The organism is Pseudomonas sp. SAR267, from assembly GCF_052077595.1.
Classification (GTDB): Bacteria; Pseudomonadota; Gammaproteobacteria; order Pseudomonadales; family Pseudomonadaceae; genus Aquipseudomonas; species Aquipseudomonas vlassakiae.
The window spans coordinates 958,056-971,362 of record NZ_JBQIHU010000001.1 but is presented as its reverse complement, the minus strand read 5'-3'; the positions used below and the strand labels follow the sequence as shown (position 1 = coordinate 971,362).

Below are 13,307 nucleotides of genomic sequence, written 5' to 3'. Positions count from 1 at the left end.
GGCACATGTTGAACCGTACTTCGATCCTGCTGCTCAGCCTTGGCCCGTTGCTGTTGCCCAGTGGCGGGGCACATGGCACCACCACTGGGTTCATCCAGGCGCGGCTGGTGATCAGCGCTGCCTGCCAGATCAACAGCGGTGACCAGCCGCCAGCCACGCTGGGCAATCCAGGCCTGATGGATTTCGGCGAGCGCGGCCCGAACTGGGACACGCCGCTGCGCAGTCGGGTCGACGAGGCGGGTGGCGAGGGCAGTTTGCGGATCAGTTGCACGCCAGAGGTGCGGGCGTTCAATGTGCGCATCAATGGTGGCCTGAATGGCGACGATGGCGTCCGTCGTCTCAGCAATGGCCGAGAAATGATCCCCTATCAACTGGCAGTCGACCCGGGTGGCAACAGCCGCTACGGCATCGGCCAGGCCCGTGCCTTTACCGTCAGCAGTTCCGAGCAGATCCCTATTCCCATCTACGGTGTGGTAGTGGCGCAGCCGCGCGCACTGCCGGCTGGGCTGTACCGCGACACCCTGAGAGTGACCCTGGACTGGTAAACGACGCAAGGAGACTCAGATGCGCACGACTTTTTCCCGTTGCATGCTCGCCGGCCTCGGCCTGGCCATGGTAGCTCACACCCAGGCCGCTACGGTGACCGGGACCATCTCCTCGACCCTGACCCTGACCTCGGCGTGCCAGGTCAACGGCGCCGGCGGCACCTCGGGGCTGAACTTCGGTACCCTGAACTTTGGCACCCAGGAAGCCCTGTTCACCACCGCCAATGCCCAGGTGCTGGGCGGTGGCGGTGGCGCCATGAGCATCCTCTGCTCGGCCGGCACGGTGCCGGCGATCCGCGTGCGGGCCGGGTCACATGATGGCCAGTCGACCGGCGGCACGCGTGCGCTGGCTGACGGCGCTGGCAATTTCGTGCCCTACGACTTCTACACCGATGCCGGGCGCACCACGCTGTTGGCCATCGACGGCACCATCACCTTGCCGACCAGCACTGGCGTGGCGCAGACCGTCAACCTGTATGGCCAGGCGCGGGGCAAGGCGGGCCTTCCGGCCGGGACGTACACCGATACCGTGGCAGTCGAGCTGTCGTTCTGAACCATGCCCAGCGCCATGCGTTGCTGGCTCACGGGTTGCCTGACGGGGCTCGGCATGTGGCTGCCCCTGCCCCTGGATGCCGCGACCAGCAGTACTTTCCAGGTCACCGCGCAGATCGTTGCCGGCTGCCTGGTGGTGGGCGGGGTGACCAATTACGGCGCGCTCGACTTCGGCACCCAGTCGGCACTGTCCACCGGCCTTCTCAGCACCTCGCTGGGCGGCGCCACGGTGACCTTCCAGTGCACCCCGGGGGTGACCATGAGCATGAGCCTGGACGGCGGCCAGAACAGCGCCAGTGGTACGCGCAACCTCAAGCGTACGGGCGGCACCCAGGTGCTGGCCTACCAGTTGTACCGGGACGCGGCCTATAGCCAGGTTCTGGGCATCGGCCAGGGCGTGACGGTGAGCTACTCCGACGCCACGGCCATCAAGTTGCCGGTGTATGGCCGTACCCAGTTGCCCGGCAGTTTGCCGGCCGGGACCTACACCGATGTGGTGCAAGTATCGGTGACCTGGTGAACACACCAGCACCCAAGAAAAAAGACCAAGGAGAGTGGTATGGGGGGAGGCGCGAAGTGGGCGCAAGGTGCGGTCGGTCTGTTGCTGTTGGCGAGCCTGCCGGCAGGGGCGGCCACCTCGGTGCTGATCTGGCCGATCGACCCGGTGCTGGAGGCTGACCAGAAGGCCGGCGCCCTGTGGCTGGAAAATCGCGGCACGGCGCCGGCCAGCCTGCAGGTACGGGTGTTCGCCTGGCGCCAGGGTGACTATCAGGAGCAGTTCCAGGCCCAGCGCGAGGTCATCGGCAGCCCGCCGGTGGCCACCATTGCTCCCGGGCAAAAGCAGCTGATCCGCCTGACCCGCACGGGCAGTTCGCCGGCCGGCCAGGAGCAGGCCTACCGCATCATCATCGACGAGATCCCCTCGCCTATCCCCATCGACACTGCCAGCCAGGGCACCACCGCAGCGATCCGCCTGCAGATGCGCTATTCGGTGCCGTTGTTCGTCTATGGCGAAGGCTTGTGGGGCAAGCCTGACCCGCAAGGCAAGCGCAACGCCGACGGCGTCGGCAAGCCGCAGCTCAGCTGGCGCGCGGTGACGGTGCAGGGCAAACCCTATGTGGAAATGCGCAATACCGGCCCGGTGCATGCGCGTCTGACCGATGTGGTGGTGCAGCAGGGTGGCCAGGGCAAACCCTTGGCCGAGGGCCTGCTTGGCTATGTGCTGCCCGGTGCCAGCATGCGCTGGCCGGCGCCGGTAGTGCCGAACGCAGGCAGTGTGATCAAGGGCAGGGTAAACGGCCAGGAAGTGGCCGAAGCGATCCGGCAAGGGCAATGAGCCCCCGGCTGGATGAAAGGCATGGCCCATGGAGCATCTGGCAATGGTCGGAATCCGTGTGTGAGGCGGCTGTCGCGGGCTTCGCGCCGCTGGTGCCTGGGGCTGACCTTGTTCGGCCCCTGGCTGGCGCTGGCCGACGACCTGCCACCCCCGCCCAGCGAAACCATGGCCGTGGCCGACGCTACGCTGTACCTCGACTTGCTGGTGAACCAGATGCCCAGGGCTGAGCTGGTGGCGGTGCAGCAACGTGCCGGGCGCCTGTACCTGGACAGCGATGTGCTGCGCAACCTGGGCATTCAGCTGCCGGGCGATCCGCAGGGTGAAATTTCGCTGGACGATGTGCCGGGCCTGCACAGCGATTACGACAGCCAGAACCAGCGCCTGCTGCTGCAGGTGCCGCCGGCCTGGCTGCCGGACCAGCAGGTCGGTGATCGCGGGCTGTACCCGGCCACCGAAGCGCGCAGCAGCTTCGGCGCCTTGTTCAACTACGACCTGTACCTCAATGACACCGACGAAGGCGGTTCCTACCTGGCAGCCTGGAACGAGCTGCGCGTGTTCGACAGCTGGGGCACGTTCTCGACCACCGGCCAGTGGCGCCAGTCGTTCAATGGTGCGCAGAGCGATGCCAATCGCCAGGGCTTTCTGCGCTATGACACCACCTGGCGGTTCACCGATGAACAGCGCCTGCTCACGTACGAAGCCGGTGACTTCGTGACCGGGGCCTTGCCCTGGAGCAGTTCGGTGCGGGTGGGTGGCGTGCAGTTGTCGCGCGACTTTGGCGCCCGCCCGGATCTGGTGACCTATCCGCTGCCGGCCTTTGCTGGCGAAGCCGCAGTGCCGACCTCGCTGGATCTGTTCATCAATGGCTACAAGTCCAGCACCACCGAATTGCAGCCAGGCCCCTACACCCTGACCAACGTGCCGTTCATCAACGGTGCCGGCGAGGCCGTGGTGGTGACCACCGATGCCCTGGGCCGGCAGGTGTCCACGACCTTGCCGTTCTATGTCACCAGCAGCCTGCTGCAGAAAGGCCTGTCGGACTTCTCCGTGGCCGCCGGCAGCCTGCGCCGCGACTATGCCGTTGAAGATTTCAGCTACGGCACCGGCGTTGCCTCGGCCAGCCTGCGCCATGGCCTCAGCGACAGCTTCACCCTGGAAACCCATGTTGAAACCGCACAATCACTGTTGCTCGGCGGCCTGGGCGGCAACATGCGCCTGGGTAACTTCGGTGTCCTCAATGCCGCCTTGGCACAGAGCCAGTTCGAGGGCGAGAAGGGCCACCAGGTCGCCCTCGGCTACCAGTACAACAGCCAGCGCTTCGGCTTCAATTACCAGCGCCTGCAGCGCCATGGCGAGTATTCGGACCTGACCCGGGTCGACACCCCTGACATGCAACTGAGCCAGCGCAGCGAGCAGGTGACCCTGAGCGTCAACCTCGACCAGTACGGCAGCCTCGGCGCCGGCTATTTCGATGTTCGCGCCGGCGACGACACGCGCACCCGGCTGATCAACCTGAGCTGGAGCAAACCGCTGTGGGGCAACAGCAGCCTGTACCTGTCGGCCAACCGTGAGGTCGGCGACAGCAACTGGGCGGTGCAGGCGCAGGTGGTCATGCCGTTCGACTTCGGCGGCACCCTGGCGGTGGGGACTGAACGCAGCAAGGATGGCGAGCGCCTGCAACGGGTCAATTACAGCCGCGCCGTGCCGGTGGGCGGCGGCGTCGGCTACAACCTCGGCTATGCCAGCGGCAGCGACCGCGATGCCTATCGCCAGGCTGATGTCACCTGGCGCCTGCAATCGGTGCAATTGCAGGCCGGCGTTTACGGCAGCAGCGGTGAGATGACCCGCTGGGCCGACGCCAGTGGTTCGCTGGTGTGGATGGATTCCGGCGTATACGCAGCCAACCGCATCGATGATGCCTTCGTGGTGGTCAGCACCAATGGCTACGCCGATGTGCCGGTGCGTTACGAGAATCAGGAAATCGGCCGCACCGACCGTAGCGGCCATCTGCTGGTGCCGTACAGCAGCGGCTACTACCGCGGCAAGTACGAAATCGACCCGATGAACCTGCCGCCCGACGTGCTGGCCGCCGAGGTCGAGCAGCGGGTGGCGGTGCGCCGTGGCAGCGGCTACCTGCTGGAGTTCCCGCTCAAGCGTGTGCTGGCGGCGAGCATCGAGCTGGTCGACGCCAATCAGCAACCGCTGAAGCTCGGCAGCAAGGTCAGCCATCAGGAAAGCGGCAGCCAGGCTGTGGTGGGCTGGGACGGGTTGGTGTACCTGGAGAACCTGTCGCCGCACAACCGCCTGCACGTGACGGTGGAAGGAGGAGGGCAGTGCCAGGTGGAATTCGATTTGCCCGATTCGCAAGGCAGTGTTCCGCTGATCGGCCCACTGGTGTGCCGATGAAGCGGCTATTGTGTGCCTTGATGCTGTTGCCGGCAGGTTCGGCCTGGGCGCTGTGCTCGTCGGTGGCCACCACGCCGGCGGCGTTCGGCACGATCAACTCGACCCTGGTACGTACCACGATACAGAGCGCATCGAGCACCAATGCCGGGCTGCAATGCACCGGTTCGCTGCTGAGCCTGCTCAGTGCCAGCGACCATTTCTACGCGACCATCACCTCGTCCACCAGCGGGCTGGTCGGCCCAACGGGGGACGTCATTGCGTACACCCTGTACGCAGACAACAGCACCAGCTATCCGATCACCCGCGGTGTCGCCTTCGATTTCGCCCGTAATGGCATCCTCGATCTACTGGGGTTGTTGAATGGCACCACGCCCAAGGCAGTGCCGCTTTACATGAAGACCCAGGTCGGCAGCAATGTCGCGGCGGGTTTGTACCAGGAAACCCTGACCATCGCCTGGAGCTGGAACTACTGCTCCGGGATCGGGGTCGGCGGCCTCTGCCTGGGGCGGGATATCGGTTCCGGCACCCAGACGATGACCGTCAACCTGACGGTGAGCAACGACTGCCAGATCACCACCCCCAGCATCAGCTTCGGCAGTGCCCCGGTGGTGGCCGGGTTTGGCACCGTGAGCCAGAGCGTGAGCCTGTCGTGCACCAAGGGCAGTGCCTATACGGTGGGCTTGAATGATGGGGAGAATGTGTCCGGCGGGCGGCGGCGAATGAAGTCCTCGGCGGGCAACTACCTGGCCTATTACATCTTCAAGAGCGCAGGCACCGTGCGCTGGGGCTCGCTGACCGCCGCCCGGCGGGCGAGCAGCGATGCCGATGTGAACCCCGGTAATGGCACCGGGACCGGAAGCCAGGTGTTCAACTACAACGCCAAGGTCTACACCGACCAGGCCACACCGCCAGCGGCCAGTTACATCGACAATGTGATTCTCGATGTGCAGTTCTGACTGGACAAGCCTGGTCTGGCCTCTTCGCGGGTAAACCCGCTCCCACAGGTTCCCACTCGCCTCAAGGCCAGTGCACTGCCTGTGGGAGCGGGTTTACCCGCGAAGAGGCCGAACCTGATCAGCGCAGATGGTCGACCATTTTCAGCAAGGTCTCCAGCACCGCCCCGGCCAACGCCTTGGACCGCGCCCCCGACCACTCGGCCAGCGGCTCCGGTGCATCGTCATGGTCCTTGAACGGCATCTCCAGCGTCAGTGACAGGCAGTCATACGCCATGCCCACTGCATTGCACGCCAGTGTGGTATTTGCCTGTCCCGGCTCGTCCCGCGTGTAGCCATGCACTGTCTGGAAGTCCTTGGTCACACTGCACAAGGTCGTGCGGAACTGCTCTTCCAGCTTGGCCAGCCGCGGTGTGTACCCCGGGTTGCCCTCACAGGCCGCCGTGAACACATGCGGGATTTCCTCATCCCCATGCACGTCGATGAACGCATCCACCCCGTACTGTTTCATCTGCGCCTGGGCGAAGAACACCTCCGGGCTGAACTCGACACTGGCATCCTGCCAGGCCCGGTTCAGGTCCTTGCCCTTGAAGTTGGTGCGCAGGTGGCCGAGGAAAGCGCCGTCCGGGTTCATGTTCGGGATCAGGTACAGGTCGGCTTTCTCCAGCAGCTTCTGAACGGTTGGGTCATTGGCTTGCAGCCGGTCGATCACCCCCTCCATGAACCACTCGGCCATGTGCTCGCCCGGGTGCTGCTGGGCAATCAGCCACAGCTTGCGCTTGCCCGCCGCGCCATCGCCTGCGCGCAGCAGCGGGATATCCCGGCCTTGCACGCTGCGGCCGTGGGCCAGCAGCTCGACGCCAGGGATCTGCTGGGCACGTTCGATCAGCTGGTTGTGGCGGGCACGCGAGTAAGGCTCGAAGTAGGCGAACCAGACCTGCTCCTGCTCGGCCTTGAGTTCGAACGACAGCGCCTTGCCATCGAACTGGCTTGGCACGCGGAACCAGCTCTGCTGGTCGTAGGAGGCCACGGCGTTGTAGCCGCTCCAGGCGTTCTTGTAGGAAGACTCGCTGGCGTTGTCCAGGCTGAAGCGATGGACCTGGCCCGGGGTGAGGCCGCTGACCTTGAAGTGGAACCACTGGAAGTGGCCGCTGTTCGTGTCCGGGCGGATGGCCAGGTGCACCTGGGCCGGGTTGCTGGCATCCAGGACCTGGATGTTGCCGGAGTCGAAATCGCAGTCGATTTGCAGGGGGGACAGCGTCACGGTCATGGGCGGGCTCCTTGGGATTTGTTGTGGGGGTACTGTACACCGCTTGAGAGGGAAGTGTGCGGGTGACTATCAGGCTCGCGAAGCTAGGGGGTAGACGTTTCCTACAGATATTTAAGGGTATTCGCTCTGTATTTTGTCTTGTGCATCTTGCTCGAATACATCCCAATTCCTCCGTTTGAAATTGAGGGTTGGCTATATGAAAAGGCGAGACACTCCGCGGTCCACTAATTGTTATGTTTTATTGCTCCTTCTCATCACGCTTCTGGGCGTGTTTCCGCTAGATGTGATCTTGCCCTCTGTGCCGTTGCTGGCCCGGGACTTTGCTGTTGATGCGCAGTACATTGCGTACTCAATCAGCCTGTTCGCCATCGGTGTTGCCATTTCACAAACTATCATCGGTCCGCTTTCCGACCGGATGGGGCGAAAACGTCTGCTGATTGTTGGTCTGGTGGTTTCCATTGCAGGTGCGGCGGGATGCATCTTTGCAACCCGTTACGAAGGCTTCATGGTCTTTCGTTTACTACAGGCAGTCGGATGCGGGTGCTTCGTGCTCAGCCAGGCTTTGGTGCAGGATAAGTTTAATGGCCATCAGCGCAATGCGATGCGTATCCTCTTGACCAGCGCAAGTGGTGTATTTATTTCTTTGTCGCCACTTGCGGGCAGCGTACTCCAGCGACATCTCGGTTGGGCAGGCAGCTTTCAGGTCTTTGTGGTGCTGGCCATTGCTGTGCTGGTGCTGGCTTTGAAGTTGCTGCAAGAGAAGCCGACATCTGCTGCCAGTGCAGGCGTATTGGATAGTTATCAGGCTTTACTCAAGGACCGCGCGTTTCTCGTCAGTTCGCTATTTTCTTGCTTGGCGTTCGCCTGCCATTTTTCATTTGTGGTCGTCTCCCCATTGTTACTAATCGAGCAACTTGGCCTGACGGAGTTCGCCTTCTCCATGGTCTTTCTCGGGTATGGGCTGGCGTACCTGATCGGCGGCTTCATTGCCAGCTGGCTGAATTGCCGCATCGCAATGCAGGCGCAGGTGGGTTGGGGATTCGCACTCATCGGTCTGGCTGGGCTTGCTCTTTGCCTGGTTGTCACCCTGCATGAGCTTGGGGTTTTCAGCCTTCTGCTTCCCTTGGTGCTCTGTACCATCGGCACAACCATTGTGCGGCCAGCTGCAACCAGCCATGCGCTGGGGCTGCACCCGCAGCGTGCAGGTGCTGCGGCTTCGCTCAGCAATACGATGCTGTTTGCATCCGGTGGGGGCGCCAGCATGCTGGTGGCATCTACGAGGTACAGCTTGCCGATGAGCCTGGCGCTGGGCTTTATCGTCTGCAGCCTTGCGGGCGGGTATTTGCTTATCTATCTGAATGGTTTGGAGCGGCGCCAGCGGGTTTGTAACTCAGGCCCAATACCCAAATAGCAGTAGCGCGGCCAAGCCCAAACCAACCGCTACCGAACACCCACCCACCGAAATCGCCGCCCGCCCTTGCCGGTACCAGCCATCCTGCCCCAGCTCCCGCGCCGGGGCGAGCAGGCTGCGCCAGCGCAGCTCGGTATCGTGAAACGCTTGCAAGTGTGCTGGTGCCGCATCCAGCCAACGGCGAAAATCGATGCGTTCGCACGACGTCACCTCAGGGCTCTGCAACCGCACATACCATTGCCCGGCCACGCTGGCCAATGCATCCCCGCGTGGGTGTACGACCTGCAGGGCCTGGTTCATGTTGCGTTCGATGCTGAGTAGCGGAAGGTCGAGGCGTTTGGCGATGCTGGCAAAGTCCAGCTGATCGAGACGGTTGAGCAGAAACACTTGCTGCACACGCCGAGGCAGGCGCTTGAGCGCATGCAGCAGTTCATTCTCGGCAGCCTGCTCGCGGGAAGGCGTGGGATGCTCAAGGGGCAGCAGCAGACGGCTCATGGACAGCTCCTTGCTCGGGGGTAGGGTGGGGGCATCGTCCTTGATGCAGAAACAGCCTAGATAAAACGAGATTGATTCTCAAGTGCTGATTCCGCAAAGATTTGTAATGAGCGTTCACGCTCTGAAACACTTTTGCTATCATGCGCGCCATCAACGATCTTCATTAGCCTGAAGAGCCAAAAAAAAATGACCCGGCAAAAAGCCGGGTCAAAAACCGTGATTAGCCTGATGAGGAGATAATCTGGAGCGACCTAAGCTCCGGGTTATCCAGCAGATCTCGCGATCAGCTGATTGCAATAATAATCGTTATCATTTGCCAGTCAAATGAATTTTCAGTTATCCGGTAAAAAGATTTTACCGGCGCGCTTCCCGATCCCGGCAAATGGGGCCTTTTGCCGTTACCCGGCCATCACGTTTCTCCCGCCTTTTTTGCCTATAAGCCGTTCTGCAGGGCGCGTCTGTGCTCCAGCAGGGCCCTGGCCATGTCGATCATGTGCATCAGCGCGAACGTCAATTCGCGGGTGCTGCCTTCCTGATGGGTGGCGGTTTCGTGGGCTGTGGCGGCGGCGCAGCGCAGCAGCTCGATGGCGTGATCCTGGGCCTGCTCGGCGGTGACGCCTTCATGCAGGGTCCAGATCCGGTTGTTCGCGCTAGGGCGCGTGGGGTTCGGATTGAGGTAGTAATCGAGCGCGCGGCGGGCTGCTTCGCTGTCGAGATCTGTTACGTCGTCTTTCGGTGGTTTCATCCTGATACCTGCGCAGGCCAATGGGAAAGGGTTCTGCCTCAGTTTAATACCTTGGGTATTTATGTGCTTTTCTAGAAATAATACTGAATGTTTATTGAGCGCCAGAAGGCAGTCCGTATCGTGCCAGCGATGAATATGGATAAATGGATTGCCCTCGTCCGTGACCGGATGGAGGAGCTGAAGCTCACTCAGGAGCAACTGGCCGAGCGCGTTGGCGTGTCTCAAGGCAGCGTGGGGCATTGGGTGAACAAGCGGCGCCAGCCGAAGATCGAGTCGATGAACCGCACCTTCGTCGAGATTGGCATGCCTCACTACAGCGTCAGCCTGCAGTTGCGCATTCAGGGGCAGGTGGGTGAGGAGCGCGGCATCTACGAGGTGGATGACGACGATGACGAACTTGACCTCATGCAATACATCGTGTGCTTTCGCTACCCGGTGTTGGCTTGGGATGAGCTTGGAACTGCAGAGATGGCTGAGCCCGGCGAGTTCGAGCAGACGGATTACCTGGCACAGGGCAAGGCGTTCTGGTTGACCGTTGAAAACGACACGATGAGTTCAGCCAGTGGCCGCAGCGTGCCCCAGGGCATGCGGATACTGGTGGATCCGGGGCTGGAGGCGGAGCCGGGGCGGTTGGTCATTGCCCGGCAGCCGGGGAAAACGGCGATTCTGCGTGAGCTGGCCGAGGAGGGTGGGCAGCAGTACTTGAAGGCGCTGAACCGCAGTTATCCGACGCTGGTGTGTGAAGAAGGCTGCGAGTTTCTCGGCGTGGTCGTGCGGGTGCACGGCGTCTTCTAGATTGCTGGGGCCGCACAGCGGCCCCTGTATGCCTCACTCAGCCAGTTCGACCAGCACTGTCCCTTCGCTGACCATATCCCCTTCCTGGCAGAACAGCGCTTTCACCGTCCCGGCATGGGGCGCACGAATGCTGTGCTCCATCTTCATCGCCTCCAGCACCACCAGCGCCGTTCCAGCCTCAACTGCCTGCCCAGGCTCTACCAACACCCGCACGATACTGCCGTTCATGGGCGCGCCGAGCCCGCCCTGATGGCTGTGGCTGGCCTCGGCTTCGGCAATCGGGTCGAAGGCTTCGACGGCATGCACCTCGCCATCCCAGTGCAGGAACAGCGTGCCCCCGCGACGTACCGCCAGAGAGCGACGACGGATACCGCCAGCGTCATGGCCCAGCTGTTCGCCCTCCAGCTGCCAGGTCGATGCGGCACTGCACTCCAGGGCAACCGCCTGGCTTTCACCGCCACAGACCAGGTGCAAGCTGCTGCGCGCCGGCAGCCCCAGGCGCAGGCCATTGCGTTCGGCCCACGGCGAACGCGCATCGTCGGCGCGCTGGTGCGGCGGCTGGCCTTGCAGCCAGGCTTGTGCCGCGGCCTCCCAAAAGCCCGCAGACAGTGCCTGGGGGGCTGGCAGCAGCACCTCCTGATGCCGGGGAATGAAGCCGGTGTCCAGCTCGGCGGCGGCAAAGGACGGGTGGGCCAGGATGCGGCGCAGGAAGGCGATATTGGTCTTCAGCCCGCCGATGGCGAACTCGTCGAGCATGGCCAGCAAGCGCAGGCGTGCCTGTTCGCGGTCCTGGCCCCAGGCGATCAGCTTGCCCAGCATCGGGTCGTAGAAGGGCGATACCACGTCGCCTTCGCTGACCCCGCTGTCCACCCGGCGGCCTTCGCCCGCTGCCGATTCGCGGTACAGCGTGAGCGTGCCAGTGGCCGGCAGGAATTCATTGGCCGGGTCCTCGGCATACAGCCGCACCTCGATGGCATGGCCGATCAGCGGCACCTGTGCCTGGGTGATCGGCAGCGGCTCGCCGCAAGCCACGCGAATCTGCCAGGCCACCAGGTCGAGGCCGGTGATGGCTTCGGTGACCGGGTGCTCGACCTGCAGGCGGGTGTTCATTTCCATGAAGAAGAACTCGCCACGGGCGTCCAGCAGAAACTCGACGGTGCCCGCGCCGACGTAGCCGATGGCTTGGGCCGCGCGTACCGCCGCTTCGCCCATGGCCTGGCGCAACTCGACGGACAGGCCCGGCGCCGGGGCCTCCTCAACCACCTTTTGATGCCGACGCTGGATCGAGCAATCCCGCTCGTTGAGGTACAGGCAGTTGCCGTGCTGGTCGGCGAACACTTGGATTTCCACATGGCGTGGCTTGAGCACGTACTTCTCCACCAGCATGCGCGCATCGCCAAAGGACGACTGCGCTTCACGCTGGGCCGAGGCCAGGGCGTCGGCCAGCTGGCTTTCGTCCTCGACCACTTTCATGCCCTTGCCACCGCCACCGGCGCTGGCCTTGAGCAGCACCGGGTAGCCGATGCGCTCGGCGGCGGCGCGGAAGGTGTCCAGGTCCTGGGCTTCGCCGTGGTAACCGGGCACCAGTGGCACCCCGGCCTCTTCCATCAAGGCCTTGGCCGCCGACTTGCTGCCCATGGCATCGATGGCGCTGGCCGGCGGGCCGAGGAAGATCAGCCCGGCCTGTTCGATGGCGCGGGCAAAGCCGGCGTTCTCGGACAGGAAGCCATAGCCCGGGTGGATGGCCTGGGCGCCGCTGGCCTTGGCCGCAGCGAGAATCTTGTCGACCACCAGGTAGCTGTCGGCGGCCTTGCTGCCGCCCAGGTCGACGCGAATATCCGCTTCGCGGCTGTGGCGGGCGTCACGGTCGGTGGCGCTGTGCACGGCGACGGTGGTCAGGCCCATGGCCTTGGCGGTGCGCATCACCCGGCAGGCGATTTCGCCACGGTTGGCGACCAGCAGGGTGGTCAAAGCGGGGCGGCTCATGGGCGCGGCTCCTTCTTGTCGTCGGTTTGCCAGGCGGGGCGGCGTTTTTCCAGGAAGGCGCGCAGGCCCTCCTGGCCTTCGGCGCTGACGCGGATGCGGGCGATGGTGTTTTCGCAGTAGCGGCGCAGGGCCGGGCTGAGTTCGCCGTCGTCCACTTCGCGCAGCAGGTCCTTGGTGGCGCGCAGCGCTTGCGGGCTGTTCTGCAGCATATTGCTCACCCAGGCTTCGACCTGCGCGTCCAGTTCACTGGCCGGGTACACCTCGGCCAGCAGGCCCAGCTCGCGGGCCCGCGCGCCGCTGAAGCGCTCGGCGGTCAGGGCATAGCGGCGTGCGGCGCGTTGGCCGATGGCCTTGACCACGAACGGGCTGATCACTGCCGGGGCCAGGCCGATGCGCACTTCCGACAGGCACAGTTGGGCGTCTTCGGTGCCAATGGCCATGTCGCAGCAGCTGATCAGGCCCAGCGCGCCGCCGAAGGCCGCGCCTTGCACCACGGCCAGGGTCGGTGCCTTGAGGCGGTGCAGGGCGTACATCAGTTCGCCGAGCTCGCGGGCGTCATCGAGGTTGGTGTTGAAGTCCAGCTGCGCCGATTGCTGCATCCAGGCCAGGTCGGCGCCGGCGCTGAAGTGCCGGCCGCGGCCGCGCAGCAGCAGGAAGCGCAGGCTGGCATCTTCGGCCAGTTGGTCGAGGGCAACGATCAGTTCGCGGATCATCAGCGCGTTGAAGGCGTTGTTCTTGTCCTCGCGGCTCAGCCACAGGGTGGCGAAGCCGCGAGGGTCGCGGATCACTTCGAGGGTGCTGAAATCGCTCATG

Annotated in this window: 13 protein-coding genes; 8 read left to right on the top strand and 5 right to left on the bottom strand. The window is 63.7% G+C overall.

Features of this window, described 5'->3' with window-relative positions; translation table 11 throughout:
- The first annotated feature begins 8 nt into the window (after positions 1–8).
- The 6 genes from ACTORR_RS04885 (at position 9) to ACTORR_RS04860 (ending at position 5,795) form a co-directional block, all read left to right on the top strand.
- Positions 9–545, top strand: a complete 537-nt coding sequence (locus ACTORR_RS04885; protein ID WP_186601152.1) for a Csu type fimbrial protein — start codon at positions 9–11, stop codon at positions 543–545.
- A 19-nt stretch (positions 546–564) separates the two neighbouring features.
- Positions 565–1,098, top strand: coding sequence for a Csu type fimbrial protein (locus ACTORR_RS04880; RefSeq protein WP_313364542.1), 534 nt, complete (start codon positions 565–567; stop codon positions 1,096–1,098).
- 15 nt (positions 1,099–1,113) lie between these two features.
- A complete protein-coding gene (locus ACTORR_RS04875) occupies positions 1,114–1,617 on the top strand; it encodes a Csu type fimbrial protein (RefSeq protein WP_313364541.1) in 504 nt (167 codons plus the stop codon).
- A gap of 39 nt (positions 1,618–1,656) precedes the next feature.
- On the top strand, positions 1,657–2,433 hold the full coding sequence (locus ACTORR_RS04870; RefSeq protein ID WP_313364540.1) for a fimbrial biogenesis chaperone: 777 nt from the start codon (positions 1,657–1,659) through the stop codon (positions 2,431–2,433).
- A 165-nt stretch (positions 2,434–2,598) separates the two neighbouring features.
- A complete protein-coding gene (locus ACTORR_RS04865; protein ID WP_313364551.1) occupies positions 2,599–4,839 on the top strand; it encodes a fimbria/pilus outer membrane usher protein in 2,241 nt (746 codons plus the stop codon).
- Positions 4,836–5,795: a Csu type fimbrial protein gene (locus ACTORR_RS04860; RefSeq protein WP_441343566.1), complete on the top strand. Its 960-nt coding sequence runs from the start codon at positions 4,836–4,838 to the stop codon at positions 5,793–5,795. The genes ACTORR_RS04865 and ACTORR_RS04860 overlap by 4 nt, the downstream gene beginning before the upstream one ends.
- A 118-nt stretch (positions 5,796–5,913) precedes the next feature.
- Here the strand turns inward: ACTORR_RS04860 and ACTORR_RS04855 are convergent, their stop codons facing one another.
- Positions 5,914–7,062, bottom strand: coding sequence for a M14 family metallopeptidase (locus tag ACTORR_RS04855; protein ID WP_313364538.1), 1,149 nt, complete (start codon positions 7,060–7,062; stop codon positions 5,914–5,916).
- Between the two features lie 196 nt (positions 7,063–7,258).
- Here ACTORR_RS04855 and ACTORR_RS04850 point away from each other — a divergent pair, with 196 nt between their 5' ends.
- Complete coding sequence (locus ACTORR_RS04850) at positions 7,259–8,473, top strand: MFS transporter (protein ID WP_313364537.1); 1,215 nt, start codon at positions 7,259–7,261, stop codon at positions 8,471–8,473.
- On the opposite strand, the gene ACTORR_RS04845 is transcribed toward ACTORR_RS04850, so the two are convergent.
- Both ACTORR_RS04845 and ACTORR_RS04840 read right to left on the bottom strand, forming a co-directional pair.
- Entirely contained in the window at positions 8,453–8,968 is a 516-nt protein-coding gene (locus ACTORR_RS04845) for a DUF4880 domain-containing protein (protein ID WP_099815373.1), read from the bottom strand. The two genes, ACTORR_RS04850 and ACTORR_RS04845, sit on opposite strands and share 21 nt — an antisense overlap.
- A 433-nt stretch (positions 8,969–9,401) precedes the next feature.
- The gene (locus ACTORR_RS04840) at positions 9,402–9,713 is read right to left on the bottom strand and encodes a DUF6124 family protein (protein WP_054886275.1); all 312 of its coding nucleotides are present in this window, start codon (positions 9,711–9,713) and stop codon (positions 9,402–9,404) included.
- 87 nt (positions 9,714–9,800) lie between these two features.
- Between ACTORR_RS04840 and ACTORR_RS04835 the strand changes: the two genes are divergently transcribed.
- Positions 9,801–10,508 (top strand): LexA family transcriptional regulator, encoded by a 708-nt coding sequence (locus ACTORR_RS04835; protein ID WP_054886276.1) that lies wholly within the window; start codon positions 9,801–9,803, stop codon positions 10,506–10,508.
- 33 nt (positions 10,509–10,541) lie between these two features.
- On the opposite strand, the gene ACTORR_RS04830 is transcribed toward ACTORR_RS04835, so the two are convergent.
- Together ACTORR_RS04830 and ACTORR_RS04825 are read right to left on the bottom strand one after the other, a co-directional pair.
- Positions 10,542–12,494, bottom strand: coding sequence for an acetyl/propionyl/methylcrotonyl-CoA carboxylase subunit alpha (locus ACTORR_RS04830; RefSeq protein ID WP_313364536.1), 1,953 nt, complete (start codon positions 12,492–12,494; stop codon positions 10,542–10,544).
- Positions 12,491–13,306, bottom strand: a complete 816-nt coding sequence (locus tag ACTORR_RS04825) for a gamma-carboxygeranoyl-CoA hydratase (RefSeq protein ID WP_054886278.1) — start codon at positions 13,304–13,306, stop codon at positions 12,491–12,493. The genes ACTORR_RS04830 and ACTORR_RS04825 overlap by 4 nt, the downstream gene beginning before the upstream one ends.
- Between the last annotated feature and the right edge of the window lies 1 nt (position 13,307).